The sequence below is a fragment of the Nocardioides sp. BGA-UO-ETr-FS32 genome (genome assembly GCF_059567905.1).
In genome coordinates this window covers 418,942-445,566 of the sequence record NZ_JCAQOX010000013.1, presented here as the reverse complement: position 1 = coordinate 445,566, position 26,625 = coordinate 418,942, and the positions used below count along the sequence as shown (strand labels likewise).

Genomic DNA, 26,625 nt, shown 5'->3' with positions numbered 1-26,625 from the left:
AGCCCGGTCCCCTCGAACCCGAGAAGGTCTGCCATCAGAGCGCGGACGCGTCCTGCTCGCCCGTGCGGACCCGCACGACGGTGTCGACCGGGCTGACCCAGACCTTGCCGTCGCCGATGCGACCGGTCTGCGCGGTCTTCACGATGATCCCCACGACGTCGTCGGAGTCGGCGTCGTCGACCACGATCTCGATGCGGATCTTGGGCACGAGCGCGATGTCGTACTCCGCGCCTCGGTAGACCTCGGTGTGGCCCTTCTGGCGGCCGTAGCCGCTGACCTCGGAGACCGTCATGCCGGCGACCCCGAAGGTCTCGAGCGCCTCGCGGACGTCCTCCCACTTGTGCGGCTTGATGACCGCGGTGACGAGCTTCATGCGCTGGCTCCTTCAGTCTTGGTGGTCGGGGCGGTGGCTGCGGCGAGGACGCTGTTGCCGCCGCCGCTGGTGCCGCTGTGCAGGTCGTACGCCGACTCGCCGTGAGCGGCCAGGTCGATGCCGTTGACCTCGTCCTCCTCGTCGAGGCGCAGGCCGATCGTGTACTTGATCGCCAGCGCGATGATCGCGGTGAGGACGCCGGAGTAGACGACGGCCACGACCACGCCCAGGGACTGGTCGGCCAGCGAGCCGAAGCCGCCGCCGTAGATCAGACCGTCGACGCCACCGGCGCCGTCGGCCGTGGAGAAGACACCGATCAGCACGGTGCCCACGATGCCACCCACCAGGTGCACGCCGACCACGTCGAGCGAGTCGTCGTAGCCGAGCTTGTACTTCAGGCCGACCGCCCAGGCGCAGACCGCACCGGCGACCAGGCCGATGGCCACGGCGCCGCTCACGTCGACAGCACCGGCGGCCGGGGTGATCGCGACGAGGCCCGCGACGATGCCGGAGGCGGCACCCAGCGAGGTGGCCTTGCCGTGCAGCAGGCGCTCGATCAGCAGCCAGCCCAGGATCGCGGCGAAGGTGGCGAGCGTGGTGTTGGCGAAGGTGCGCCCGGTCTCGGAGTAGAACTGGGCCAGGAAGGCGTCGGGGTCCTCGTCGAAGGTCGTGCCGAAGACGATCGAGCCCACGTTGAAGCCGTACCAGCCGAGCCACAGCATGCCCGCGCCGAGCATGGTCAGCGTCAGGTTGTGCGGACGCATCTGCTCGCGGGGCCAGCCGATCCGCTTGCCGAGCAGCAGCACCAGGACGAGGGCCGCGACGCCGGCGTTGATGTGCACGGCCGTGCCGCCCGCGTAGTCCTGCGCGCCGATGCGGCCGCAGATCAGCGAGTCGTCGGTGCAGCTGAACACCATGTGGGCCATCGGGAAGTAGACGATGAGGGCCCAGAGCGGGAGGAAGACCACCCACGCCGAGAACTTGAGCCGGTCGGCGACCGCGCCGCTGATGAGCGCGGCGGTGATGATCGCGAACGTCATCTGGAACATGACGTAGATGTAGTTGTCGGTGGTGACGCCGTCGAGCCAGAACAGCTCGAACGGGTTGGCGAAGAAGGTGCCCTCGCCGCCGAAGCCCATCGACCAGCCGACGGCGACGTACAGGATGCCGACGATGGCGGCCGCGATGAACGACATCATCATCATGTTGAGCACGGACTTCGACCGGGACATGCCGCCGTAGAACAGGGCCAGAGCGGGCACCGTCATCATCAGGACGAAGGCAGTAGCCACCAGCATGAAGGCGTAATAGCCGTCCACAGAACCTCCAGGGAACGTACGGGGTGTGGGCCCAGGCTCATGACGCCGCTGTCGTGACGGTGCCCACGCGTTGTCCCGTACCTTCCGGGGACGAGGTTTCACCCGCCCGCGACGGATGTTGCGCGCAGGCAACGGAATCAGCCCTCGTGTTACAGGTGTGTGAACGGACCGGCCCCGGAACCCGCCTTGTTAGTGTTCGGCCGTGTCCAGACTGGCCGTGATGGCGCACTACGACGTCGCCGGGGAGCTGCGGCCCCACGTGCGCGGTCAGGTGGAGGCGCTGGCCGCGTCGGTCGACACCCTGCTGGTGTGCACGACCGCCAGCCTGCAGGACTCCGCCCGCGCCTGGCTCAACGAGCGCGCGAGGGTCGTGGAGCGCGCCAACTACGGCTACGACTTCTTCAGCTACAAGGTCGGCCTCGACGCGGCGGGCGACCTGACTGCGTACGACGAGGTGGTGGTCTGCAACGACACCTATGTCTTCGCGCTCGACTCCTACGACCCGGTCTTCGCCGAGATGGCCACCCGGCCCTGCGACTTCTGGGGCCTCACCGCCGCCGAGCGCCTCGCACCGCACATCCAGTCGTTCTTCGTCGCGTTCCGCCCGTGGGTGGTCTCCTCGCACGCCTTCACCCGCTTCTGGGAGGAGATGGAGCCGATCTCCAAGCGCCGGCAGGTCATCCGGCGCTACGAGATCGGGATGTCGCGCCGCCTCTACGACGCCGGCTTCGTCTCCGACACCTACTTCGTCGAGACCCCCGAGGACCGCCGGATCGCGCGCGAGCGGATGCGCTGGTGGGCCGCGCACCGCTCGAGCTTCCCGCGTACGCGCGCGGAGGTCCGCGAGTGGCGCGAACGCGCCAACGAGCCGTGGAACCCGGCACGCAGCCTGGCCGACCGGGTGCTCGACAACGCCCGGCTGCCCTACGTCAAGATCGACACCCTGCGCTACGACCCCTACAACCTCGACGCCAAGCGCCTGCTCGAGCTGTGCGAGCGTCGCTTCCCCCAGCGCTTCGACGGCGTGCGCGAGTTCCTCGAGGAGACCGCGCAGTACTACCCCCTCCGCGACACCGAGCGGCTGCTGCCGACGCCGCTGGCCCTCGAGCCGCTGTTCCCGCGCGTGAGGTACTCCGATGCGCGGTGAGCGTCGCCGGCCGGGACCGGTGCGGTTCGACGACGCCGCAGAGGTCCTGGTGGACTCCGGCCTCGTCGACGCCGACTACGTCGCCGCACAGCTCGGCACCACCTTCGACTCCGTCGCCGAGGCCGCCCGCGCCGCGGTGGCCGCCGGGGACGTCTCCCCCCACCCGCTCTTCGAGGCCCAGTGGATCGGACGCCGCCGGTCGTGGCAGCGGCTGGGCCAGCACCCCGTGCTCTGGTACGTCTCGGAGCGCCGGCGCCGCAACCGGATCGCCCCGCACCCGCTGGTCGACCCGCGGATCATCTTCGCGGCCCACCCCGAGGCCCGGCACCACCCCTACGGCGCGTTGTCCTACTGGCTCTCGGTGTCGGGACCCGGCACGCCGCTGCCGACCCGGATCCTGCCCCGCAAGGTGTCCTGGTCCACCTATCGCGCGGCCGCCATCGACGCCGCCGCCCAGTGGCGCGACGAGGTCGTGCGCGAGCGACCCGGGCTGGTCGGCCCGACACCGGCGCTGCCCGCGACCCTCGGGACGTCCCCTGCGGTGACCGTGGTGATGGCCGCCCAGGACGCCGGCCCGCAGGTCCGCAGGACCGTCGCGTCCCTCCAGGCCCAGACCTTCACCGACTGGCACCTCGTCGCGGTCGACCGCGGATCCCTCGACGACACCGCAGCCGTCCTCCAGGGCGTCGCGGCCTTCGACGACCGGGTGACCCTCGTCCGGGAGGGGCGGTGCGGGGAGGCCCATGCGCTCAACGTCGCCCTCGAGCACGGCACGGCCGAGCACGTCGCCGTCCTCCCCCTCGGGCGCGAGTGGCTGCCGGAGATGCTCGCCGACCTGCTCGCCCACGCGCACCACACGGGCGCGGCGGCCGTCCTCGCCGGGACCGGAGCGGTGGCGCGCTCGCGCCTGGAGCTCGTGACGGGGCGCCCGGTCGACCTCACCACCGCGCTGCTGCGCCGCGACGCCGTGAAGGACGTCGGCGGGTTCGACGAGAGCCTCGGCGGGGCCGTCGAGCGCGACCTGCTGCTCCGGCTGACCCGCGACCACGACCCGCTCGCCGTCGACGTACCGGCCCTCAAGCGCCCCGACGCCCCGCAGCCGGGGTTCGCCGACGACTGGGGCTCGGTCGTCCTCGAGCGGCAGCTCGTGGACTGGGACGCCGCGGCCGCGCGGGAGACCGAGGAGGACCTGGTCAGCCACGTCATGCCGGTGGGCACCGAGCCGCGGCGCACCGTCGAGTGGCTGGGGTCGGTGCCGCGTGAGGGGTCCGAGCTGATCCTGGTCGGCGTGCGGCTGCGCCGTGCGCACCACGTCCTGGCCGCGTCGATCGCGGCGATCATCTCCGGCGCCCGCTTCGTCTCGGTGCCCACGGCCGTCTCCACCTCCGCGGCCACCAACGTCGGCATCGCGGCCGCTGCCGGAAGCACCGTGCTGCTGGTCCGCCCCGAGGCGATGCCGCCGCGACAGCCGATCGCGCACGAGCTGGCCGAGGTCGTCCGCGGCGCCGACGTCGCGGTGGCCCAGCCGCTCGTCGTGGACCTCGACGGCGTCGTGCTGAGCGCCGGTGCCCGCTTCGGTCCGGACAGCCCCCACCCGGAGCTGTTCCTCTCCGGGCTGCCCAGCAGCGACGCCGTACGGATCGGCCGGTGCGCGATCGCGGCCCCCGCGGCGCCGATGGTGGCCGTACGCACCGAGACGGCCGTCGCACTCCGCGGGCTGAGCGCGCGCTTCCACTCCGTCCTCGCCGAGACCGACCTCGGACTGCGCGCCCGGCGCGCGGGGCTGGGCGGTTCCGTGCTGGTGCCCGACACCGTGATCACCTCCCGCACGCCCTACGCGAGCGCCGAGGAGCTCATCGGCGCGCTGTCCTCGTTGCGGTCCACCGTGCACGCGGGCGCCGCGCCTCCGCCCGACGCCGCCCCCGAGCTGCTCGCCTCCGCCGGGCTCGAGGTGACCGCCCAGCGCAACCGTCGCGTCACCGCCGACCCCGAGGACCGCGGCGCCCCTGCGGTGCTGGTGCCGGAGCTGGTCGTCCGCGCGATCGAGGGGATCCACGAGACGCCCCCGCGGCTGCGGTGGGCCGTCGACATCGCCGCCCCGGCGGCGCAGCGCGGCGACCGGTGGGGCGACACCTACTTCGCGCGATCGCTCGCCGACGCCCTCGAGCGACGGGGCCAGCACGTCGCCATCGACCGGCGCGACGCGCGCGACCGCGACTCCCGCGACCACGACGACGTGCTGCTCGTGCTGCGTGGGCTCGACCGGGTGGCCCCGCGCCCGGGCCTGCTCAACGTCGAGTGGATCATCAGCCACCCCGACATGATCACGCCCGACGAGGTCGCCGACTTCGACCTCGTGTACGCCGCCAGCACCAGCTGGGCCACCCGGATGAGCCGCGAGTGGGGCACCCCGATCGAGCCGCTCCTGCAGTGCACCGACACCCGGTGGTTCCACCCCGACCGCGCCGAGCCCGACACCGGCCCCGCGCTGCTCTTCGTCGGCAACTCGCGCGGCGTCTACCGCTACGCCGTGCGCAGCGCGCTCGCCATCGGCGCCGACCTGACCCTCCACGGCAACGACTGGACGGAGTTCGTCGAGCGCGACCAGATCGCCTCCGGTGGCGTCGACAACCGTGAGGTCGGCGTGCTCTACGCGTCCGCCGGGATCGTGCTCAACGACCACCACCTCGACATGCGGCGCGACAGCTTCGCCTCCAACCGGCTCTTCGACGCGGCCGCGTGCGGCGCCCGCATCCTCAGCGACCGCATCGACGGGCTCGAGGAGATCTTCTCGGGCCTGGCGCTGCCCTTCGACAACGAGCACGAGCTCGCCCGCCTGGTGAAGCCCCCCTACGAGGCGTTCCCCGACAACGCCACGCGCCGCGAGATCGCCCACCGGATCATCGCCGAGCACAGCTTCGACAAGCGGGCCGAGACGCTCGTCGACGACGCCGTACGCCACCTGCTCGCCCGCCGCTGACCGGGCACGCTCTCCTGCGGGCCGCCAACTCACGAGTTGGCGTGCCAACCGGTCAGTTGGCACACGCCCCCACGTGAGCGCCGCGTTCGGCTCAGCCGAGGAGCGCGTCCACGAACGCCGACGCCTCGAACGGCGCCATGTCGTCGGGTCCCTCGCCGAGGCCGACGAGCTTGACCGGCACCCCGAGCTCGCGCTGCACCTGCACCACGATCCCGCCCTTGGCGGAGCCGTCGAGCTTGGTGAGGACGATGCCGGTGACGTCGACGATCTCGCTGAAGACGCGGGCCTGGATGAGGCCGTTCTGCCCGGTCGTCGCGTCCAGCACGAGCAGCACCTCGGTGACGGCGGCCTGCTTCTCGATGACGCGCTTGATCTTGCCGAGCTCGTCCATCAGCCCGGCCTTGTTCTGGAGCCGACCGGCCGTGTCGACCAGGACCGTGTCGACGCCGTTGTCGATGCCGTGCTTGACGGCCTCGAACGCCACGCTGGCGGGGTCGCCGCCCTCGGGCCCGCGGACGACCTCGACGCCGACGCGCTCGCCCCAGGTGGCCAGCTGGTCGACGGCTGCCGCGCGGAAGGTGTCGGCCGCGCCGAGGGTCACGGTGAGGTCCTCGGCGACGAGGATGCGGGCGATCTTGCCGACGGTGGTCGTCTTGCCGGCGCCGTTGACGCCCACGACCAGCACCACGCCGGGCTTGCCGTCCTCTCCGGTGACCTGGACGCGGCGGTCGAGGTCGGTGCCGACGAGCTCGATCAGCTCCTCGCGCAGCACGGTGCGGGGGTCGGGCGCCTGACCGCCCTCGACGCGCAGGCGCGTACGCAGCCTCTCGACGAGCGCCTGCGTGGGCGCGACGCCGACGTCGGCGGTGAGGAGGGTGTCCTCGATCGCCTCCCACGTGTCCTCGTCGAGCCGGTCACGGCTCAGCAGCGACAGCAGGCCCTTGCCGAGCCCGCCCTGCGACCTCGACAGGCGCTGGCGCAGGCGTACGAGCCGCGACGCCGTGCTCTCCGGCCTCTCGACGGCCGGCGGCGCCTCCACGGCCGCCTCCGTCACGACGGGCTCGGCGGTGTCGACCGCCGGCTCCGGTGGCGCCCCGGTCGCGGTGTCCGTCTCCGTCGGCGACGGGACGATCACGTCGGTCGTGCTCCTCGGAGGCACGGCCTTGCGGCGGCGCCCGGAGGTCAGCAGGCCGGCGAGCGTGAGGACACCCACGACCGCGATGGCGATGATCAGATAGAGCCAGTCACCCATGGGGCAATCCAATCAGAGGTGCACGGCGCGACGCAGGCGGGTGAGCACCGGACGCCCGGCCGAGGCCGGATCGACGACCAGCCGGGCCCGGAGGGCGTCGCGCTGCGCCGCCAGCCGGTCGACCCGCGCCCGCGCCCGGTCGAGCCGGCTCTCGGCCCGCGCGAGGTCGGCGAGCAGCGCGTCGAACGCCGCGGCCAGTCCGGATCCGCTGCCCGGCAGCATCGGTGTGGCACAGCCGTGGCCCGGTCGGGCGACCCACACCACCTCGTGCTCCATCAGGTGGAACCACGACACGGCGGCGTCGCCGACCAGCGCAGGAGGCGTGACCCGGACCGAGGCGAGCCCCGCGGTCGCGAGGCGGTCGTCGAAGTCGTCGCCGTACCACCGCACGTGGTCGGCCTGGCCGAACCGGCGGACCCGGTCCTCGGGCGCGGCGAGGGGATCCTCCTCGGTCGCCATCCCCATCCTGATCGGCACCTCGAGCAGCGCGATGCCGCGCGGGCTGAGCACGCGGGCGATCTCGCGCATGGCGGTGCAGTCGTCGGGGACGTGCTCGAGGACGTGGTAGCAGACCAGGAGGTCCACGGAGGCGTCGCGCAGCGGCAGCGCGGTGAGGCTGGCGAGGGCGTCGACGTCCCGCTTGTCGTGGCCGAGGTCGAGCCGCACCCGACGACGGGCGCCCAGCCGGTCGATCAGCGGCGTCGACTGCCGTGAGGGGGCGATCTCGACGACCGTGTCGAGGTCGCGCAGGTCAGGCCCGAGCGCACCCAGCAGGAGGGACAGGAACCGGTGCCGCTCGAGGCTCCCGCACCGCGGGCACTTCGCGCCGGGGCGCCCGTCCGGTCCCGGACGGAACTCCCGGGACACCCTCGTCCCGCAGGCCGCGCAGTAGGCCCTCTGCACGTCGTGGCGTGAGCCGGTCACGCTGGCACGCTAGCCCGTTGCGACCCCGTCGTGGGGTGCCGCGCCGATCCGCCGGTCCGGGTTCGTCAGACGCGGGACTCCGAGTCCTCCAGCGTCGGGAGGGCGTCGACGCCCTTGCGCATGGCGTTGCCCAGCTGGGGGGCGACGGGCATCTCCTCGCCACGGTGGGGGTAGGCGACATAGACGGCGACGCCGACGGCGACGAGCACGCCGAGGGTCATCATCACAACGATCGCGAGCACGGGATTCCTCCGAGGTGGGCCGGTCGGGTTCCCTCCACCGTCCCACACCGACGGTGCCGTCCGTGAACCGGCGAGGTCCTGCGGCGCGTCGCGGTGAGGACCGTCACGCAGGGTCGCGCAGGAGGGGCAGGACGGCCGCGCGGACCACGTCGGGGACGGGCGTCACCGGCCGGTCCCCCGCGCCGCGGGAGTTGTCGACGTAGACGTGGACGAAACGACCCTCGGCCGCCGCCTCGTCCGACGGTCCCTGGAAGAGCCCGATCCGGTAGACGATCGAGCTGGTGCCGACCCGGTCCACCACGAGGCCCATCTCGATCGGCTCGGGGAAGTTGATCTCGCGGAAGTAGCGGCACCCGGTCTCGGCGACGACCCCGATCTGCGGCAGCGCGCGTACGTCGAGCCCGGTCGCCTCGTAGAGGTGGGCGTTGACCGCGGTGTCGAACAGCTCGTAGTAGGTCGCGTTGTTGAGGTGGCCGTAGGCGTCGTCGTCGCGCCACCGGGTGGTGGCGGTGCGCCACGCGACGTAGTCGGCCCGCGTCGGCCGGGCGGGACGGTCGGGGGGTGCGCTCACGCCGGCTCCGCGTCACGCAGCCGCTGGCTGATCACGGCCGAGACGCCGTCGCCGCGCATGGTGACGCCGTAGAGCGCGTCGCCGACCTCCATGGTGCGCTTCTGGTGGGTGATCACGAGGAGCTGGGAGTTCTCGCGCAGCTCCTCGTAGATCTCCAGCAGGCGGCCGAGGTTGGTGTCGTCGAGCGCGGCCTCGACCTCGTCGAGGATGTAGAACGGCGAGGGCCGGGCCTTGAACAGCGCGACGAGGAAGCAGACCGCGACCAGCGACCGCTCGCCACCGGAGAGCAGCGACAGCCGCTTGACCTTCTTGCCGGCCGGTCGCGCCTCGACCTCGATGCCGGTGTTGAGCATGTCGCTCGGGTCGGTGAGCACCAGCCGGCCCTCGCCACCGGGGAAGAGCCGCGCGAACGTCTGGTCGAAGGCCTTCTCCACGTCGGCGTACGCCTCGGTGAACACCTGCTCGACGCGGGCGTCGACCTCGCGGACGATGTCGAGGAGGTCCTTGCGGGTGCGCTTGAGGTCCTCGAGCTGCTCGGTGAGGAACTTGTGCCGCTCCTCCATCGCGGAGAACTCCTCCAGCGCGAGCGGGTTGACCCGCCCGAGCATGGAAAGCGAGCGCTCCGCGGTCCGGAGCCGCTTGACCTGCTCCTCGCGCACGAAGGGGGTCGGCTCGGGTGGCTCCTCGCCGTCGGGCACCTGCCCGGTGAAGGGGACCAGCGTCTCGGGGCCGTAGTCGGCGACGAGGCCGTCCGGGTCGAGACCGAGCTCCTCGAGCGCGCGCTCCTCGAGGTGCTCGATGCGCATCTTCTGCTGGGTGCGGGCCATCTCGTCGCGGTGCACGGAGCTGACCAGCTCGTCGTGCTCGCGCCCGAGGTCGCGCAGCCGGGTGCGCACGGTCATGAGCTGCTCCTCGCTCCCCCGGCGGGACTCCTCGACGGCGGCCCGCTCGTCGGCGGCCAGCATCACCGAGCGCTCCAGCTGGTGCAGCACGACGCGTACGGCGACCGCCACCGCCTGGGCGGCGCGCCCCTCGCGGACCAGCCGCTCGCGGCGCTCGGCGGCGCGCGCCCGCGAGTCCCGCTCGGCCTGGGCGGCCCGCAGCAGGGAGTCGGCGCGCCCGTGCAGCGCGCGGGCGCGCTCCTCGGCCGTACGGAGGGCGAGCCGGGCGTCCATCTCGCCCTGACGGGCCTCGCGGGCGGCCTCGGCGAGCCGCTCGCGCTCGGAGGTGTCGGGCTCCTCGTCGGTGACGTCCTCGGCCGCCTGCAGCCGCGCCTGCAGCTCGGCCAGCCCAGCGAGGTCCTTCTCGCGCGCCTCGCGAGCGGTGGCGATGGCGCGTTCGAGCCGATCGGCCTCGCCCTTGGCGGCGCGGGCCGCGGAGCCGTACTGGCCGAGCTCCTCGGCCACCGCTGCCAGCGTGGCGTCGGACTCGTGCAGCTTGGCCAGGGCGACGTCGACGCGCTTGAGCGCGTCGTGGCGGGCGGCCTCGAGCCGCGAGATCTCGAACCCGAGCCGCTCCGACACCGCCGTGGCCTCGGCCAGCTTGCTGGTGGCCTCGTCGACGGCAGCCTGGATCTCGATGAGGCTGGGCTGGCTGGTGGACCCACCGGCCGCGAAGTGGGCGCCGAGCAGGTCGCCCTCGCGCGTCACCGCCACCACGTCGGGGAGCTCCTCGACGAGTCGGCGGGCGGCGTCGAGGTCGTCGACGACCGCGACCTTGTGCAGCAGGCGCACCAGCGCGGGGCGTACGTCCTCGGGTGCGGAGACCACGTCGACGGCATAGGGCACGCCCGCGGGCAGCCCGGGCCAGTCGCGGTCGGCGGCGGGCGCCCCGCCGAGCACCAGCCCGGCGCGACCCAGGTCGTCGTCCTTGAGGTGGCCGATGGCCTCGATCGCGGCGTGGGGGTCGGCGACCACGACCGCGTCGGCGGCGGTGCCGAGGGCGGCCGCCACGGCCGTCTCGTAGCCGTGGTCCACGTCGAGGAGCGCGGCGACCGAGCCGAGCAGGCCGCCGACCTTGTCGGTGGCGGCGAGCAGGGCGCCTGCACCGTCCTTGCGGTTGAGGCCGAGCTCGAGGGCGTCGCGCCGGGCGACGAGCCCGGCACGGTCGCGATCGGCCTGCTGGGAGTCCTCCCGGGCCCTGGCGAGCTGTTCGTCGACGTCGTCGAGGACGGCCACGGCCTCCTCGTGCTCGGAGTCCAGGCCCTCCTCGCCGGCGTCGAGGCCGGCGACCCTGGTCTCGAGCGCGGTGAAGTCGCGCTGCGCCCGCTCGGCGCGCGTCACGGCCTCCTCGCGGGCCTCGGTGAGCCGCTGGATCTCGGCGTCGGCGGCCTCGGAGCGCGAGGTCAGGGCGTTGACCTGGCCGGTGAGGCGGGCCAGTCCCTCGCGACGGTCGGCGGCGGCGCGCTGGAGCCCGGCGATCCGCTTGTCCTCCTCCGCGGCGGCCTCCTCGGCCGCGCGCTTGGCCACGACCGCGGCGTCGAGCGCGGCGCGGTGGGCCTCCACCTGCTCCGCGATCTCCGCCTCCTGCCGCCGCACGCGCTCGGCCTGCGCCTCGAGGTCGTCGGGGTCGCGTCCCGAGTCGACGGTGTCACCCTCGGACGCACCGGCCGCGTTGCGGATCCGCTCGTCGGCGAGCGACGCGGTGCCGCGCAACCGCTCCTTGAGCCCGGACAGCGCGAACCACGTCTCCTGCGCAGCCGCCAGCCGGGGCAGGTCGTCACGCAGCGTCGCCTCGAGCCGGGCCTCCTGCTCGCGCCCGGCGGCGATCTCGGCCTCGACCTGCTCGCGCCGCTCCAGGAGCACCGACTCGTCGGCCAGCTCGGACTCGAGGGCCGTACGGGCGGTGACCAGGTCGTCGGCCAGGAGCCGGGCCCGCGCGTCGCGCACGTCGGCCTGCACCGTCTGGGCCTGCCTCGCCACCTCGGCCTGGCGCCCGAGCGGCTTGAGCTGGCGGCGGATCTCGGACAGCAGGTCGGCGAGCCGGGTGAGGTTGCCGTCGGTGGCGTCGAGCTTGCGGAGCGCCTTCTCCTTGCGCTTGCGGTGCTTGAGGACTCCTGCGGCCTCCTCGATGAAGCCGCGGCGGTCCTCCGGGGTCGCGTGCAGGATCGAGTCGAGCTGGCCCTGCCCGACGATCACGTGCATCTCGCGCCCGATGCCGGAGTCGCTGAGCAGCTCCTGCACGTCGAGCAGACGGCAGCCGCTGCCGTTGATGGCGTACTCCGAGCCGCCGTTGCGGAACATCGTGCGGCTGATCGTGACCTCGGCGTAGTCGATCGGGAGCGCGCCGTCGGAGTTGTCGATGGTCAGCTGCACCTCCGCGCGGCCCAGCGGCGGCCGGCCGGACGTACCGGCGAAGATGACGTCCTCCATCTTGCCGCCGCGCAGGCTCTTGGCGCCCTGCTCACCCATCACCCACGCGAGCGCGTCGACGACGTTGGACTTGCCCGACCCGTTGGGGCCGACGATGCAGGTGATGCCCGGCTCGAGCTGCATGGTCGTCGAGGAGGCGAAGGACTTGAACCCCTTCAGGGTCAGGCTCTTCAGGTACAACGCGGGCTCCTCACCGGAAGGGAGACTGACGACTGGGGAAGCTCAGCGCCGCTCACCCTACGACACCAGCCGCCTCCGGAGGCCGTTGCGCACGGGCGTGGCACGCCGCCATGCTGGGGCATGCGCCTGACCGCCCTCGCCCCGGTGTCCGTCCTGGTCTTCGTCCTGGCCCTGCTCGCCCCCGCGCCGGCGCTGTCGGCGTCCGCTCCCGTCAGCCGCGACCACCTGCTCACCCTGGCCGAGCACCAGACCGTCTATCCCGACATGCGCGACCCGTCGCGCATCGTGCTGCGCTCACCGCTCTTCGCCCCGCGGGGCTGCGACGACCAGGACCTGCTGGTCCGCGGCACCAGCCGGATCCTGGGCAGCGTGTCGCCCGAGGTCCGCCGCCGGTCCGTGACGCTCATCGACCAGAACGTCGTCCGCTTCGCCTCCGCGCGTGAGGCGAAGGACCTCGTCCGGCGCTACCGCCACTTCAGCACGCGGTGCGTGGGTGACGTGGACACCGACGACGGGGAGGGCGGCGACGTACGGCTCAAGAACCGCGCCTGGCTTCCCCCGCGCGTCGGGGACCAGTCCGCAGGGATGCTCATCGGCTGGTTCCAGGGCGGCTCCGTCGACTGGCGTCGGGTGCTGGCGGTCCGTGTCGGTCGCACGGTCTCGGTCCTGGACGTGGGCTTCACCGACGTACGTCCCCCGAAGGACGACGTCGTCGCCCTCGGCCGGCTGGCGGCCGATCGCCTCGGCTGAGCGGGGCGGGCGCGTTCAGGCGTGGGCGAGGTGCCGGCGCCGCTTGTGCAGCAGCAGCGCCATCATCACGCTGCCGCCGAGGACGGTCCCGGGCACCATCGCCGCACCCGTGACACCGGCCGGCGGCTCCACGGACGGCAGCGTGCCGATGCCGTCACCCGGCACGTCGACGACGTAGACGTCGAGGCCGCGCACGAGGTCGACCGAGTAGACCAGGTTGGTCCTCTGGGACGTGGCGACGCCCTTGCGGTTGTAGACCGGCACCCACATCGAGTCCCACACCTCCGAGGCGCCCCAGGTGGCGAAGCCGTGGCTGACGGGCTTCGTCGGGTCCGTGACGTCGATCAGCTGCGTGCCGCCGCCGTAGAAGCCGACGGCGGCGATGCCGCTGGGGTGGAAGTCGAACCAGTGCGAGGAGCAGAAGGCACCCACCGGCACCGGGTAGGTGCCGAGGTCGGCGAGCTCGACCTTGGCGAGCGGCACGATCGACCCGTCCGAGCCGTCGAGGCGCTTGACGTGCCACGTCTGGAACGAGCCGGCCGTCGAGCAGTCGGGGTCCTCGTAGTCCTCCTCGGTGACGATCAGGACGTTGCCGTTGGCCAGCGACGGGGGTGTGTCGGGCCGGAAGGCGTTCGCGTTGGGCCGGTGGCTGTTGTGGTGGATGAAGTCGTTGAAGTGGTTGACCGCGCCGTCGCGGGCCGAGTCGCCGGCAGCACCGGTGTTGGCGACCTCGACCGGGCGGAGGGGGTCGCGCACGTCGAAGACGTACGACCCACCGGCACCGGTGTGGGTCGCGAAGCCGGCCTCGTCCAGGTTCCACTTGTGCCCGCCCCACCCGACGGCGTCCGAGCGGAACGGCTGGGTGCCGGGCGTGGCGGGGTCGCTGTCGACCTCGACCGGCCGGTCGAGATCGGTGAGGTCGAAGATCGAGAAGCTGCCCTGTCCGGCGACCTCCGAGTCGTCGCCGGCGGAGTAGGCGTAGCGGCAGTCGGTGCCGTCGATGCAGGTGACCGTGTGGGTGCTGGTCGTCGACGCGACCCGCGAGCGCACGTGCGGGTTCGTGGGGTCGCTGACGTCGACGACGACCAGCTCGTAGTCGCCGGTGACCGGGTCGTTGACGTGCTCGAGGTCGTCCGGGGACGCCTGGTAGAGATCCACCCCGATCATCGCGAACCGGTCGGTGCGGGTGCGGGAGACCTTGCGCTCGCCGCAGTTCATCGCCTCGTTCTCGAACTGCGCGCTCGGCATCGAGCCGACCTCCCGCGGCGAGACCGGATCACTCACGTCGTAGACCGTGACGTCGTCGAGCCCTGACATCACGAAGTAGGGCGCGGAGTGCAGGAAGCACCCCGAGATCCCGGCGCTGCCCGGCCGCGTGGCCGCGAGCCGGACGTTGGGCGAGGCGACGAACGGCACGGTGAGCCCCGCGTCGTAGGTCTGCGCCATCCGCTCGGCCCGCTCACGGTCGCTGTGGGCGTGGGCGGACGTGCTGCTCAGGACGGGCGCGAGGACCAGGACGCCGACGACGGCCAGGCGTACGGGGGTGGCGGGGCGCATGCGCGTCCAACGACCCGCGAGGCGCGCGGGTTATGCCCGGGCCACCGGCCACGCCTCAGGCACGATCCAGCACGTCCTTCAGCGCGGCGAGCACGAGCAGCACCGCGTCGGGCCGCGCGTTGGGCCCCATCAGGCCGATGCGCCACACGCTCGTGGCGTACGCTCCCGCGCCGGCACCGATCTCGATGCCGTGCCGCTCGAGGAGCTCCTTGCGGACCGCTGCGGAGTCGACGCCCTCGGGCACCTTCACCGTGGTGAGGTCGGGCAGGCGGTGGCCCTCGGCCGCGAACAGCTCGAGGCCCATGTCCTGCAGCCCGGCCTGGAGCGCGTCGCCCGCGGCCTGGTGGCGGGCCCAGACGGCCTCGAGGCCCTCCTCGAGGATGCGGGTGAGGCCCGCGTGGAGGCTGGCGACCATCGCCGTCGGCGCGGTGTGGTGGTAGGTGCGCTGGCCGCCCTTGACGCCCGCCTCGCCGACATAGCCGCCGAGCATGCCGAGGTCGAGGTACCACGAGCGCGGCTTCTCCACCCGGCGGTCGAACGCCCGGTCGCCGATGGTGAAGGGCGCGAGGCCGGGGGCGACACCGAGGCACTTCTGGGTGCCGGCGTAGCCAACGTCGATGCCCCAGTCGTCGGCGCGCAGCTCGATGCCGCCGATCGAGGTGACCGCGTCGACGAGCAGCAGGGCGTCGCTCCCCTGCGAGCGGAGCCCGGCGCCGAGCGCGGCGATGTCGGAGCGGACGCCGGTGGACGTCTCGGCGTGCACGGCGGCGATGATCGCCGGCGAGGGGTGGGCGGCCAGGACGCGGTCGACGTCGACCGGCTGGCCCCAGTCGTGCTCGACCGCGACGACCTCGGCGCCGCACCGGGCGGCGACATCGGTCATCCGCTGGCCGAAGAGGCCGTTGACCGCGACCACGACGACGTCACCGGGGTGCACCGTGTTGACGAAGGCCGCCTCCATGCCGGCGGAGCCGGTGGCGCTCAGAGGGAGCGTACGGGCGTTGTCCGTGCCCCAGACGGTGCGCAGCATGTCGCAGGTCTCGTCCATGATCCGGAGGAACTCCGGGTCGAGGTGGCCGAGCAGGGGCTCGGCGAGGGCCCGGGTGGCCTCGGGGTAGGGGTTGGACGGACCGGGACCGAAGAGGTGGCGCTCGCGGATCATGGCAGCGACCGTAGCGAATGGACCGTCGTCACAGCACCGCTCCCGGGTTGAGGATGCCGTCCGGGTCGAGCGCGTCCTTGATCCGCCGGGTCAGCGCCATCACGTCCTCGCCGAGCTGCTCGGGGAGGGCTGCCTTCTTCGTACGGCCCACGCCGTGCTCGCCGGTGATGGTGCCGCCGAGCCGGATCGCGGCGCTCAGGATGTCGTCGAACGCCGCGCGCGCGCGACGCTCCGAGTCGGGGTCGGCTGCGTCGTAGACGATGATCGGGTGGGTGTTGCCGTCACCGGCGTGGGCGACGGTGGGGATCTCCACGTCGTGGCGGGCGGCGACCTCGGCGACGGCGGCGAGCAGGTCCGGGAGCAGGGGTACGGGCGCCCCGACGTCCTCGAGCAGGAGTGCGCCGCGCGCCTCCACCGCGGGGAAGGCCGCTCGTCTGGCCGCGACGAACATCTCTCCCTCGTCGGGGTCGTCGGTCACCGCTACCTCGGTGGCGCCGGCGGCGATGCAGGCGGCCTCGACCGTCGCGATCTCGGCGGTGCGCGCGTCACCGGGTGCGTCGGACTGCACCACCAGCAACGCGCCCGCGTCCCGGTCGAGGCCGCGCGGCGAGTAGTCCTCGACCGCGTTGATGGAGGCCCGGTCCATCAGCTCCATCATCGAGGGCCGCAGCGTCCGGCGTACGGCGACGACGGCCTCCGCGGCGTCGACCACGGAGGCGAAGGACGCCACGAGGGTCGCCGCCGGGAGCGGCAGGGGGACGAGGCGGAGGACGGCGCGGGTGACGATCCCGAGGGTTCCCTCGGACCCGACGAAGAGCTTGACCAGCGACAGTCCGGCGACGTCCTTGATCCGGTTGCCCCCGAGCGTGACGAGGGTGCCGTCCGCGAGGACGACGTCGAGGCCGAGGACGTAGTCGGTGGTCACGCCGTACTTCACGCAGCACAGCCCACCGGCGTTGGTGGCGACGTTGCCGCCGATGGAGCAGATCTCGTACGACGAGGGGTCCGGGGGGTACCAGAGGCCGTGCTCGCGGGAGGCCGCCTTGACCTCGGCGTTGAACGCGCCGGGCTCGACCACCGCGACCTGGCAGTCGGGGTCGATCTCGATCGCCCGCATCCGCTCGAGGCTCAGCACGATGCCGCCGTCGACCGCGCTGGCCCCGCCGGACAGCCCGGAGCCCGCTCCTCGCGGGACGACCGGCACCCGGTGCTTCGCGGCCCATCGGACGGCCACCTGCACCTGGCCGGCGTCCTCCGCGCGGACCACCGCGACCGGGGTGCCGGCACCGGTGTCGCGCGACCAGTCGTAGCGGTAGCCCTCGACCGTGGCGGGGTCCGTGGCGACGACGCCGGGAGGCAGGGACTCGACGAGCTCGGCGAGGGCTTCCATCCCGCCATCGAACCACCTCGCCCGCAGGCAGGGGTCTCAGGACGACGCCGTGGCCGCCTCGTCGGCGTGGGCGATGTGTGCCAGCGAGCGCCACACCAGAGCCAGCGTGAGTCCCGATCCGACGAAGGCGAACCACCACGGCGCGGTGAGCCCCCACACCTGCGCGATCACGCCGCCGAGCAGCGAGCCGGCCAGCATGCCGCCCATCACGCAGATCATGTAGACCGAGCCGACCCGTCCCTGCAGCTCGCTCGGCACCGCGCGTTGGCGCACGGCCTGCGACAGCGTGCCCCACACGAAGGCGTACGCACCGAAGAAGAACATCAGCGGGTACGCCGCCCACGGCGAGGTCGTGAACGCCATCGCGAGGTGGAACAGCACCTCGGCGAGGAGCACGGCCCGCATCAGCGTGGCCAGCGGTACGCGCCGCTCGAGGCGGCCGTAGGAGAAGGTCGCCAGCAGGCCGCCCAGTGCGGCCGCGGTGGTGAGCAGGCCGAAGCCCGCCTCGTCGATCCCGACCCGGTCGAGGGCCCACACCACGAGCACCGACCACGGCGCCGCCCAGGTGACGTTGAAGACGACGATGATGAGCGCCAGCGTGCGGACGGGCGGGTTGCCCATCAGCCACCGCACACCGCCCGCGATGTCCTGGCGGATGTGGGTGTCGACGTCCGCACGCACCGCCCCGCGCGGGGTCCCGATGCGCGCGACGAGCACCACTCCGGCCGCGATGCAGGCCACGGTGAGGACGAACGGCCACACCATGCCGACCGAGAAGAGCAGCGCCCCGACCGCGGGGCCCACGAGCTGGTTGCCGGTGATCATGCCGGCCATCAGTCGGGAGTTGGCGATGCCGAGGTCGCGCTTCTCGACCAGCATCGGGGTGAGGGTGCCGGCCGTGGCGTCGACGAACGTCTCGGCCGTGCCGAGGGCGAGCATGGCCGCGAGCACGATCGCGATGTTGACGTGACCGGTCGCGATCACGGCGCACAGCCCGGCGAGCACGAGGCCTCGCACGGAGTTGGCGACCATGATGACCACCCGCCGGTCCAGCCGGTCCGCCAGTGCGCCGGCGAACAGCCCGACGACCAGCCACGGCGCCTGCAGCGCCACCATCGCGGACGCGACGAGGATCGGGTTGCGGGTCTGGGAGGCGACGAGCAGGGGGCCTGCCGCGATGAGCATCCCGTCGCCGAGGTTGGTCACCCACGACGACCCGACCAGCCAGCGGAACCCCGGGCCGAGACGTGCGGGGAGGACGGTCTCGACGAGGCGGCTCACAAGCACCGGAGCGTACGCACGCGGCCGGGGTGCCCGCACCGCGACATCCGGCCCGGCGCGGGAGTCCCTGCCGCCCGGGGACTCCCCGCTCGAGCGGGGAGTCCGTCACTTCGGGGGGTGTACAACGGCCTCCAGGCGTCGGACTTCCCCACCCAGTGGACCGTAGGCCGCGACGTCCGGCCCGGGCGGGGCTCAGACGGGCTGGAGCTCCTCGACCGTCAGCTGCTCGTCGCGTGCGGCGGCAGCGAGCCGGTCGTTGTCGGCCTGGAGGCGCAGGACCAGCGCCTCGAGGTCGTCGACGCGACGCCGGAGCCGGCGGTTTTCGACGGCGAGAGCCGTCGTGGTCCGCGCATCGCTGTTCAGATGACCCAACAGCGCCTTGGCCATGGGGAACCTTTCGACAAAGACGGATCGACCGGCCGGCGAACCGGCCGTCTACAAGAGTCCCACCGCGTGGGGCCGCGGTCAATGCGGGGCGGAGGTCAGCGCGAGCGCGGCCGGCGCTGGCAACGCGGGCAGAAGTAGGACGAGCGGTTCATGAAGGCGACGCGACGGATGGGGGTGCCGCAGCGCCGGCACGGCTCGCCCTCCTGGCCGTACGCGTCGAGCGAGCGGTCGAAGTAGCCGGACTCGCCGTTGACGTTGACGTAGAGCGCGTCGAAGGACGTCCCGCCCTGGGCGAGTGCCTCGCCCATGACGTCGCGGACGTGGCCGAGCAGTCCGCGCAGGACGGGGCCGGTCAGCCGGTCCCCCGGCCGCTCGCCGTGCAGCCGCGCGCGCCACAGCGCCTCGTCGGCATAGATGTTGCCGACGCCGGAGATGAGCCCCTGGTCGAGCAGCAGTCGCTTGATGGCGGACGTACGCCGCCGCGCGCGCCGCACGAACTCGTCGTCGTCGAACTCCGGATCGATCGGGTCGCGGGCGATGTGCGCGATCTCGGTCGGCAGGTCGGCCCCGCCTGCCGAGACGACCAGGCCCCCGAACATCCGCTGGTCGACGAAGCGCATCCCGAGGGGGGCGCCGGCGGGCGTACGGAGCGTGAACCGGACGCGCAGGTGCCGCTCGTCGGGGGCTCCGGGCTCGTGGAGGAGCATCTGCCCGCTCATCCCGAGGTGGCCGAGGAGGGCGTCGCCGCTCGCGAGGGCGAGCCAGAAGTACTTGCCGCGGCGGCGCACGGCCACGATGCGCTGGCCGACGAGGGCCGCGACGAAGCCGGTCGAGCCGCGGTGGTCGCGGCGTACGGGGCGGGGGTGCAGCACCTCGACGGACTCGATGATGCTGTCGACCACGTGGCGCTCGAGGCCGGCGCGGACGACCTCGACCTCGGGGAGCTCGGGCACGGGTCAGGCGTCGGCCGGGGCCTGCTCCGCCGCGGGCTGCTCGGCGGCGGGCTCCGTGGCGGACTTCACCGCGGACTGCGCGGCCTTGATCTCGCGGTAGGCGGTCTCGGCGGCGCCCTGCTCGGCCTCCTTCTTGGAGCGGCCGGTGCCGTTGCCGAGGACCTGCTCGCCGACGCGCACGCGGGCGACGAAGGTCTTCATGTGGTCCGGGCCGTCGTCCTCGAGGAGGTACTCGGGGACCCCCAGGCCGAGGTCGGCGGAGAGCTCCTGGAGGGAGGTCTTCCAGTCGAGGCCGGCACCCATCGACGCAGCGGCCTGCATCACCGGGTCGAAGAGCCGGTGGACCACCTTGGCGGCCTCGTCGATGCCGCCGCTGAGGTGGATGGCGCCGATGACCGCCTCGACCGTGTCGGAGAGGATCGAGGCCTTGTCGCGGCCACCGGTGGTCTCCTCGCCGCGACCCAGCATGATGTGCTGGCCGAGCTCGATCTCGCGGGCGACGTCGGCCAGGGCGCGGGCGTTGACGACCGCGGCCCTCAGCTTGGCCAGCCGGCCCTCGGAGAAGTCCGGGTGGGCGCGGTAGAGCGTCTCGGTGACCACGACCCCGAGCACCGAGTCGCCGAGGAACTCCAGGCGCTCGTTGGTCGGGATCTGCCCGTTCTCGTAGGCGAACGAGCGGTGCGTCAGGGCACGCTGCAGCAGCTCGGGATCCAGGACCGGATCACCGAGCGCTGCGCGGAGCTCGTCGGTGGTCAGAGGACCTGGCGGCGGTCGGCCTTGGCGCCGTACTGGCCGCACTGGCCGCACGCACGGTGCGGGAGGTGCTTGGAGCCGCAGGCGGGGTTGGCGCACGTCACGAGGGTCGGCGCGACGGCCTTCCACTGCGAACGGCGGTGGCGCGTGTTGCTGCGCGACATCTTCCGCTTGGGAACAGCCATGGTTGTCTCCTGTTGCTTGCTCCACCGGGGGCTCCCGGCGAGGTGGTCAGTCGTGTGGGTCCTGCTCGGTTTCTGCCTGCAGCTGCTGGAGTCCTGACCAGCGCGGATCGATCGGTGCGTCGTGCGCGTGGTCCGGGTCGTCCGCGAGTCGCGCACCGCACTCGGTGCACAATCCGGGGCAATCGTCCATGCACAGCGGCTGGAACGGTAGTGCGAGCACCACCGCGTCCCGCAGCAGGGGTTCGAGGTCGAGCAGGTCGTCCTCGAGCAGGCTGGTCTCGTCGTCGAGGTCGCGGTCGTCGTGCTCCGCGGCCTTGTCGTGCTGGTCGGGGTAGACGTAGAGCTCCTGGAGCGTGACGTGGATCTCGTCCTCGATCGGCTCCAGGCACCGTACGCACTCCCCCGCGAGCACGGCCGTGGCCGTGCCCGTGAGCAGCACTCCCTCCATGACCGCCTCGAGCCGCAGGTCGAGCTCGACCGGCGATCCTTCGGGGACAGAGAGGACTTCGATGCCAAGTTCTGCTGGTGCCGGAACGGAGAGCTCGAGCTCACGCTGGGACCCCGGGCGGCGGCCGAGCTCGCGAGTGTCAAGCACGAGCGGCGCCCTCGGGTCCAGGCTGTTCACGTCGAACTCCCACGTCTGGACACCAACACAACCTCGGAATCGTATCCGCCGCCCGGGCACCGGGGCAAAACGAGTGGCGGGCGGGGCCGCCCGGTCATCGCGACGAGCGCTCCGCGAGCCGTGCCACGAGCTGCTCGCGGACCGCCTCGGGGACCAGGCCGCGTACGTCGCCGCCGAGGGCCGCGACCTCCTTGATCAGGCTGGAGGAGACGAAGGCGTTGCCGACGGCGCCGGGCAGGAACACGGTCTCGACGTCGGTGAGGTGGGAGTTCATCTGCGCCATCGGCAGCTCGTACTCGTAGTCGCCGGCCCCGCGCAGCCCCTTGACGATGGCCACCGCCCCGATCTCGCGGCAGAAGTCGACGATCAGGCCGTCGAAGCCGGAGACGCGCACGTTGGCGAGCTCGCCCGTGGCCTCCTCGAGCATCGTGATGCGCTCCTCGGGGGTGAAGAGGCGGTTCTTGCTCATGTTGACGCCGACGGCGACGACGACCTCGTCGAACAGCTTGGCGGCCCGGCCGACGATGTCGAGGTGGCCGTTGGTCACCGGGTCGAACGACCCGGGGCAGACAGCGCGACGCACGCTGGACTCCCTTCGATCAGGGGCTCCCGAGGGTGGAGGTCAGGGTGCCGGGGTGGCGTGACCGTACCAAAGCGCGGTCTCGCCGTAGCGCTTCGTCCGGTCCTCCTCGATCCCGCCGGGCCACGTGACGACGGTGCGCTTGGCGGCTCGCTCGACCACCACGAGCGCCCCCGGCACGAGCCACCCGTGGGCGACCAGCGCGACGAGGTCGGCGTCGACGTCCGCGTCGGACATCGGGTAGGGCGGGTCGGAGAAGACGACGTCGTAGGGCGCCGCGGGGGGCGAGGCGAGGAAGGCGCCCACCGAGCCAGCCACGACCCGGGCGCGCGAGAAGCCCAGTGCTGCGGCGTTGCGGGTGATCAGAGCAGCCGTACGCCGGTCCTGCTCGACCATCGTCACGACACCGGCGCCGCGCGACCACGCCTCGAGGCCGACGGCGCCCGAGCCGGCGTACAGGTCGAGGAACCGCAGGCCGTCGAGCGAGCCGGTCCTCGACTCGATCGCCGAGAAGAGCGCCTCGCGCACGCGGTCGCTCGTGGGCCGGGTCGTCTGGCCGCGCGGCGTCTCCAGCCGACGCCCGCCGGCCGTTCCCCCGATGATCCGAGTCATGTCCCCGTGCTCAGCCCTTCTCCGTTCATTCCTCGCCTCAGCCCTTGTCCATGTAGGCCGACGCCGCCGAGCGCTCGACCTCGGCGACGGCTGCGGCGAGGGCGGGCGCCTGCGCGAGCGCAGGATCCTCGGAGAGTAGCGCCTCGGCGGCCTCGCGGGCACGGACGATCGTCTTCTCGTCGCGCAACACCCGAAGTGTGACGAGCCCGGACCTGAACCCGGACTGGCTGGCCCCGAGCACGTCGCCCTCGCGCCGCTGCTCGAGGTCGACACGGCTCAGCTCGAAGCCGTCGGTGGTCGCGGCGACCGCGTCGAGGCGGTCGCGTGCGGGCGACCCGAGCTCCGCGTGGGAGACCAGCAGGCACAGGCCGGGGAGCCCGCCACGGCCCACGCGCCCGCGCAGCTGGTGGAGCTGGGAGACGCCGAACCGGTCCGCGTCGAGCAGCACCATCGTGGTCGCGTTGTGCACGTCGACGCCGACCTCGATGACGGTGGTGGACACGAGCACGTCGACCTCGCCGGCCGCGAAGGCGCGCATGGTGCGGTCCTTGTCGTCGGGCGGCATCCGGCCGTGCAGGGTCGCGGTGCGCAGCCCGGCGAGCGGACCGGACGAGAGCTCGGCGTGCACCTCCTCGACCGCGGCGAGGGACCGCTTGGGCGCGATCTCCCTGCCGTCGTCGTCGACGTCGACCTGGTCGGTCTCGCCCTCCTCCCCTGCGTCTCCGGAGATGCGGGGGCACACGACGTAGACCTGGTGCCCCTTCTCGACCTCCTCGCGGACCCGCTGCCACACCCGCTCGAGCCACGAGGGCTGGTCGGCGAGCGGGACGACGTTGGTCTGGATCGGCGCCCGGCCGGCCGGGAGCTCGGCGAGCACGGAGGTCTCGAGGTCGCCGAACACGGTCATCGCGACCGTGCGCGGGATCGGGGTCGCCGTCATCACGAGGACGTGCGGCGGGGTACCGGCCTTGTCGGTCAGCGCGGCGCGCTGCTCCACTCCGAAGCGGTGCTGCTCGTCGACGACGACGAGGCCGAGGTCGGCGAACTCGATCCTGTCCTCGAGCAGGGCGTGGGTGCCGATGACGATGCCGGCCTCGCCCGTGACGATCCGGAGCATCGCCTCCTGGCGGGCGGCCTTGCCCATCGACCCGGTCAGCAGCACGACCTGGGTCGCGTCGGCGTCGCCGCCGAGCATGCCGCCCTGGGCGAGGTCGCCCAGCAGGCCTGAGATCGAACGATGGTGCTGCTGGGCGAGGACCTCGGTCGGGGCGAGCAGCGCGGCCTGTCCTCCGGCGTCGACGACCTGGAGCATGGCGCGCAGGGCGACGAGGGTCTTGCCGGAGCCGACCTCGCCCTGGAGGAGACGGTTCATCGGGTGGTCGCGGCCGAGCTCGTCGGCGACGAGGTCGCCGATCTCGCGCTGGCCGCCGGTGAGCTCGAACGGCAGCCGCGCGTCGAACGCGGCGAGCAGCCCGTCGTCGCGGCGTACGCGCGCCCGGGCGCCCTGGGCACGGTGGGCCGCGCGGCGCCGGGCGAGCACCAGCTGGAGCACCAGCGCCTCCTCGAACCGGAAGCGCTTCTGCGCCGCGCCGAGCTGGCTCCACTCGTCGGGGGCGTGGATCCAGCGCAGGGCCTGCATGACGTCGAGCACACCGAACCGCTCGCGGAGCTCGGGCGTGAAGACGTCGGGCACCCCGGTGACCAGGTCGAGGGTGGCGGCGATGACCTTCTGGAGGTCCCACGTGTAGAGCTTCGCGGTGAGCGGGTAGACCGGGATCAGCTTGCTGAGCATCGCCCCCTCGTCGCCGTCGAGGGCGAAGCCGTGGGCCTGCTCGAGCTGCCAGCTGCCCCGGAACTGCTTGGCCTTGCCGGTGAACAGCGCCCGGCTCCCCCACCCGAACTCGGCCTCGTGCCGGTCCGCGAGGTTCTTGTAGGGGCTGAACAGCGTCACGGAGAAGTCGGGGCCGTCGGTGCGCAGGCGGATCGTCGTACGCCACTGGCGGCGGTTGCCGGCGCTGAACGGGGCGCTGGAGCACGAGCGCACCTCCCCCACGATCGTGAGCTGCTCGCCGACGACCGGGGTGGCGACCTCGGAGAGCTCGGTGGCGGCGACGTAGCGGCGCGGGAAGTGGCGCAGCAGGTCACCCACCGTGGCGAGCCCGAGGCCCTCCTCGGCGAGCTTGCGCTTCTTGTGGTGGTTGCCGAAGACCGACCCGATCGGGCTGTCCGGCGTGATCGCGACCATGGGTGACTTCCTAGCCGTTCACTCCACGCTGACCAGCAGCGGGTAGCGCGGCTGGCCGCCGTCGTGGACGGCGACGTCCACCGTGGGGTGGCGCTCCTCGACGTGGGCGGCGACCCGGTCTGCGAGCTCGGCTCCGCCCTCACCCGCCACGATCGTCACGAGCTCACCGCCGCCGGCGAGCAGCCGCTCGAGGACGTCATTGGCGACGACCTCGAGGTCGGAACCCACGACGGCGAAGTCGCCGGCGACGACACCGAGCGCGTCGCCGGGCTCGCACGGACCGGCCATCGTGATGGCCTGGCGGGAAGCCACGGTGACGGCGCCGTGGCGGGCGTGGCGCGCGGTCGCGGTCATCTCGCGGACGTCTGCGTCGAAGGCGCGGCCCGGCTCGTGCACCGAGATCGCGGCCAGCCCCTGCACCTGGGCCTGCGTGGGGATGACCTCGACCGAGACGTCGTCCTCGGCCTCGGCGGTGCGGGCGGCGATCTCGGCCGCGCGGACGGTGTCGCCGTCGTTGGGCAGCACGACCACCTCGGCGGCGCCGCAGGAGGTGATGGCCTCGAGGAGCTGGCCGGTCGAGGGACGCTGGCCCGGCCCTCCCGCCACGACGACGGCGCCCGCCGACTCGAACAGAGCGGCGAGCCCGGGCCCGGCAGCGACCGCGACGACCCGGCGACCCGTACGGGTCGAGCTCCGCTGCCGGGTGGCGGCGACCTGCTCGGCGAAGTGCGTCACCCGGATGCGGTGCGGACGGCCCGCGGTGATGCCGGCCTCGATCGCGGCACCGACGTCGTCGACGTGGACGTGGACGTTCCACAGGCCGTCGCCGCCGACCACCACGAGGCTGTCACCGAGGCCGGCGAGGGTCTCGCGGAGCACGGCGATCGCGTCGTCCTCGACGTCGGGGCCGGCGTCGAGGAGGTACATCACCTCGTAGCCCGGCCCGTCCTCGGTGAGGTCGTCGCTCGGCACCGCCGCCGCCACCGGGATGTGGTGGGTGCCGATCGGGGGCGACCACGGGGTGGGCCGGCGTCCGGTGGCCGTCGTCTCGACGGCGTCGAGCACCACGCACAGCCCCCGGCCGCCGGCGTCGACCACACCCGCCTGGGCCAGCACCTCGAGCTGCTCGGGCGTACGGGCGAGCGCCTCGCGTGCGGCCGCTGCCGCCGCCGTGAAGACGTCGCGGGTGCGGACCCCGCGCCCGGCCGCCTCCAGCGCCGCGTCGGACGCGGCCCGCGAGACCGTGAGCATCGTGCCCTCGACCGGCGTTCCGACCGCGGCGTAGCTCGCCTCGGTGGCCTCACCCATCGCCGCGGCGATCGTCTCGGCCGGCCGGTCCTCGATCGCGGCGCCGGCGAGGTGGCGCACGTAGGCGCGCAGCATCTGGCTCAGGATCACCCCCGAGTTGCCGCGGGCGCCCATCAGCGCGGCGCGGGCCAGCACCGCCATGCCGTCGCCGAGCGCGAGGTCGGGCGTGGCCGCCCGGGCCTCGCGCAGCGCGTCGCGAGCGGCGGAGACGGTGAGGAACATGTTGGTGCCGGTGTCGCCGTCGGGCACGGGATAGACGTTGAGCGCGTCGATCTCCTCGCGGGCCGAGGACAGGGCGTCGGTCGCGATCTCGACGAAGCGCGCGACGCCGTCCAGCGTGATGCCGTGGGTGACGTGCTCCATCGCGTCGGTGCTCTCCCGGTGTCTGCGGTCGGACGTGTGCTGCGTCGTACGATGTGGTGCGCGCCACAGGGTAGTGCCCTGCTCCGACGCGACCGACCACGACGCGGCTTCCGAT

23 protein-coding genes are annotated in these 26,625 nt (G+C 72.9%); 3 read left to right on the top strand and 20 right to left on the bottom strand.

The window, feature by feature from the left end; genetic code table 11:
* Positions 1–34: 34 nt before the first annotated feature.
* Positions 35–373 (bottom strand): P-II family nitrogen regulator, encoded by a 339-nt coding sequence (locus AC57BS_RS07305; RefSeq protein ID WP_091196194.1) that lies wholly within the window; start codon positions 371–373, stop codon positions 35–37.
* The gene (locus AC57BS_RS07300; protein WP_496410772.1) at positions 370–1,692 is read right to left on the bottom strand and encodes an ammonium transporter; all 1,323 of its coding nucleotides are present in this window, start codon (positions 1,690–1,692) and stop codon (positions 370–372) included. Before AC57BS_RS07300 ends, AC57BS_RS07305 begins: the two co-directional genes overlap by 4 nt.
* 202 nt (positions 1,693–1,894) lie before the next feature.
* Here AC57BS_RS07300 and AC57BS_RS07295 point away from each other — a divergent pair, with 202 nt between their 5' ends.
* Both AC57BS_RS07295 and AC57BS_RS07290 read left to right on the top strand, forming a co-directional pair.
* On the top strand, positions 1,895–2,839 hold the full coding sequence (locus tag AC57BS_RS07295) for a rhamnan synthesis F family protein (RefSeq protein WP_496410771.1): 945 nt from the start codon (positions 1,895–1,897) through the stop codon (positions 2,837–2,839).
* Entirely contained in the window at positions 2,829–5,819 is a 2,991-nt protein-coding gene (locus AC57BS_RS07290) for a glycosyltransferase family protein (RefSeq protein WP_496410770.1), read from the top strand. The genes AC57BS_RS07295 and AC57BS_RS07290 overlap by 11 nt, the downstream gene beginning before the upstream one ends.
* A 91-nt stretch (positions 5,820–5,910) precedes the next feature.
* Here the strand turns inward: AC57BS_RS07290 and ftsY are convergent, their stop codons facing one another.
* From ftsY to smc, 5 genes are all read right to left on the bottom strand, one after another.
* Positions 5,911–7,071, bottom strand: coding sequence for a signal recognition particle-docking protein FtsY (ftsY, locus tag AC57BS_RS07285; protein ID WP_496410769.1), 1,161 nt, complete (start codon positions 7,069–7,071; stop codon positions 5,911–5,913).
* 12 nt (positions 7,072–7,083) lie between these two features.
* Positions 7,084–7,995, bottom strand: a complete 912-nt coding sequence (locus AC57BS_RS07280) for a class I SAM-dependent methyltransferase (RefSeq protein WP_496410768.1) — start codon at positions 7,993–7,995, stop codon at positions 7,084–7,086.
* A 65-nt stretch (positions 7,996–8,060) separates the two neighbouring features.
* Positions 8,061–8,237: a hypothetical protein gene (locus tag AC57BS_RS07275; RefSeq protein ID WP_496410767.1), complete on the bottom strand. Its 177-nt coding sequence runs from the start codon at positions 8,235–8,237 to the stop codon at positions 8,061–8,063.
* Positions 8,238–8,340: 103 nt separating this feature from the next.
* Positions 8,341–8,808, bottom strand: a complete 468-nt coding sequence (locus AC57BS_RS07270; RefSeq protein WP_496410766.1) for an acyl-CoA thioesterase — start codon at positions 8,806–8,808, stop codon at positions 8,341–8,343.
* Positions 8,805–12,359, bottom strand: coding sequence for a chromosome segregation protein SMC (gene smc / locus AC57BS_RS07265; protein WP_496410765.1), 3,555 nt, complete (start codon positions 12,357–12,359; stop codon positions 8,805–8,807). Before smc ends, AC57BS_RS07270 begins: the two co-directional genes overlap by 4 nt.
* A gap of 120 nt (positions 12,360–12,479) precedes the next feature.
* Here smc and AC57BS_RS07260 point away from each other — a divergent pair, with 120 nt between their 5' ends.
* Positions 12,480–13,109, top strand: a complete 630-nt coding sequence (locus AC57BS_RS07260) for a hypothetical protein (protein WP_496410764.1) — start codon at positions 12,480–12,482, stop codon at positions 13,107–13,109.
* A gap of 15 nt (positions 13,110–13,124) precedes the next feature.
* On the opposite strand, the gene AC57BS_RS07255 is transcribed toward AC57BS_RS07260, so the two are convergent.
* The 13 genes from AC57BS_RS07255 to AC57BS_RS07195 form a co-directional block, all read right to left on the bottom strand.
* On the bottom strand, positions 13,125–14,666 hold the full coding sequence (locus AC57BS_RS07255) for an LVIVD repeat-containing protein (protein ID WP_496410763.1): 1,542 nt from the start codon (positions 14,664–14,666) through the stop codon (positions 13,125–13,127).
* A gap of 55 nt (positions 14,667–14,721) precedes the next feature.
* Entirely contained in the window at positions 14,722–15,828 is a 1,107-nt protein-coding gene (locus AC57BS_RS07250) for a pyridoxal-phosphate-dependent aminotransferase family protein (RefSeq protein ID WP_496410762.1), read from the bottom strand.
* A 28-nt stretch (positions 15,829–15,856) separates the two neighbouring features.
* Complete coding sequence (locus AC57BS_RS07245; protein WP_496410761.1) at positions 15,857–17,218, bottom strand: FAD-binding oxidoreductase; 1,362 nt, start codon at positions 17,216–17,218, stop codon at positions 15,857–15,859.
* Positions 17,219–17,254: 36 nt separating this feature from the next.
* The gene (locus tag AC57BS_RS07240) at positions 17,255–18,499 is read right to left on the bottom strand and encodes an MFS transporter (RefSeq protein WP_496410760.1); all 1,245 of its coding nucleotides are present in this window, start codon (positions 18,497–18,499) and stop codon (positions 17,255–17,257) included.
* A gap of 192 nt (positions 18,500–18,691) precedes the next feature.
* The gene (locus tag AC57BS_RS07235; RefSeq protein WP_496410759.1) at positions 18,692–18,886 is read right to left on the bottom strand and encodes a hypothetical protein; all 195 of its coding nucleotides are present in this window, start codon (positions 18,884–18,886) and stop codon (positions 18,692–18,694) included.
* Positions 18,887–18,981: 95 nt separating this feature from the next.
* A complete protein-coding gene (gene mutM / locus AC57BS_RS07230) occupies positions 18,982–19,839 on the bottom strand; it encodes a bifunctional DNA-formamidopyrimidine glycosylase/DNA-(apurinic or apyrimidinic site) lyase (protein WP_496410758.1) in 858 nt (285 codons plus the stop codon).
* Between the two features lie 3 nt (positions 19,840–19,842).
* Positions 19,843–20,637 (bottom strand): ribonuclease III, encoded by a 795-nt coding sequence (gene rnc, locus AC57BS_RS07225; protein WP_496410757.1) that lies wholly within the window; start codon positions 20,635–20,637, stop codon positions 19,843–19,845.
* Entirely contained in the window at positions 20,592–20,777 is a 186-nt protein-coding gene (gene rpmF / locus AC57BS_RS07220; RefSeq protein ID WP_129454709.1) for a 50S ribosomal protein L32, read from the bottom strand. The genes rnc and rpmF overlap by 46 nt, the downstream gene beginning before the upstream one ends.
* A gap of 46 nt (positions 20,778–20,823) precedes the next feature.
* Positions 20,824–21,372, bottom strand: a complete 549-nt coding sequence (locus AC57BS_RS07215; protein ID WP_496410756.1) for a YceD family protein — start codon at positions 21,370–21,372, stop codon at positions 20,824–20,826.
* A 124-nt stretch (positions 21,373–21,496) separates the two neighbouring features.
* Positions 21,497–21,985, bottom strand: coding sequence for a pantetheine-phosphate adenylyltransferase (coaD, locus tag AC57BS_RS07210; RefSeq protein WP_496410755.1), 489 nt, complete (start codon positions 21,983–21,985; stop codon positions 21,497–21,499).
* Between the two features lie 39 nt (positions 21,986–22,024).
* Entirely contained in the window at positions 22,025–22,594 is a 570-nt protein-coding gene (gene rsmD, locus AC57BS_RS07205; RefSeq protein WP_496410754.1) for a 16S rRNA (guanine(966)-N(2))-methyltransferase RsmD, read from the bottom strand.
* A 37-nt stretch (positions 22,595–22,631) separates the two neighbouring features.
* The gene (locus AC57BS_RS07200; protein ID WP_496410753.1) at positions 22,632–24,839 is read right to left on the bottom strand and encodes an ATP-dependent DNA helicase RecG; all 2,208 of its coding nucleotides are present in this window, start codon (positions 24,837–24,839) and stop codon (positions 22,632–22,634) included.
* 18 nt (positions 24,840–24,857) lie between these two features.
* Positions 24,858–26,510, bottom strand: a complete 1,653-nt coding sequence (locus AC57BS_RS07195; protein WP_496410752.1) for a DAK2 domain-containing protein — start codon at positions 26,508–26,510, stop codon at positions 24,858–24,860.
* Positions 26,511–26,625 lie beyond the last annotated feature (115 nt).

Excerpts from the sequence above, each read along its gene's own strand:
- rsmD (WP_496410754.1), bottom strand. The coding sequence starts at position 22,594 with ATGACTCGGATCATCGGGGGAACGGCCGGCGGGCGTCGGCTGGAGACG.
- AC57BS_RS07200 (WP_496410753.1), bottom strand. The coding sequence starts at position 24,839 with ATGGTCGCGATCACGCCGGACAGCCCGATCGGGTCGGTCTTCGGCAAC.
- rpmF (WP_129454709.1), bottom strand. The coding sequence starts at position 20,777 with ATGGCTGTTCCCAAGCGGAAGATGTCGCGCAGCAACACGCGCCACCGC.
- AC57BS_RS07250 (WP_496410762.1), bottom strand. The coding sequence starts at position 15,828 with ATGATCCGCGAGCGCCACCTCTTCGGTCCCGGTCCGTCCAACCCCTAC.
- AC57BS_RS07260 (WP_496410764.1), top strand. The coding sequence starts at position 12,480 with ATGCGCCTGACCGCCCTCGCCCCGGTGTCCGTCCTGGTCTTCGTCCTG.
- AC57BS_RS07290 (WP_496410770.1), top strand. The coding sequence starts at position 2,829 with ATGCGCGGTGAGCGTCGCCGGCCGGGACCGGTGCGGTTCGACGACGCC.
- ftsY (WP_496410769.1), bottom strand. The coding sequence starts at position 7,071 with ATGGGTGACTGGCTCTATCTGATCATCGCCATCGCGGTCGTGGGTGTC.
- AC57BS_RS07245 (WP_496410761.1), bottom strand. The coding sequence starts at position 17,218 with ATGGAAGCCCTCGCCGAGCTCGTCGAGTCCCTGCCTCCCGGCGTCGTC.
- AC57BS_RS07195 (WP_496410752.1), bottom strand. The coding sequence starts at position 26,510 with ATGGAGCACGTCACCCACGGCATCACGCTGGACGGCGTCGCGCGCTTC.
- AC57BS_RS07235 (WP_496410759.1), bottom strand. The coding sequence starts at position 18,886 with ATGGCCAAGGCGCTGTTGGGTCATCTGAACAGCGATGCGCGGACCACG.
- AC57BS_RS07255 (WP_496410763.1), bottom strand. The coding sequence starts at position 14,666 with ATGCGCCCCGCCACCCCCGTACGCCTGGCCGTCGTCGGCGTCCTGGTC.
- AC57BS_RS07305 (WP_091196194.1), bottom strand. The coding sequence starts at position 373 with ATGAAGCTCGTCACCGCGGTCATCAAGCCGCACAAGTGGGAGGACGTC.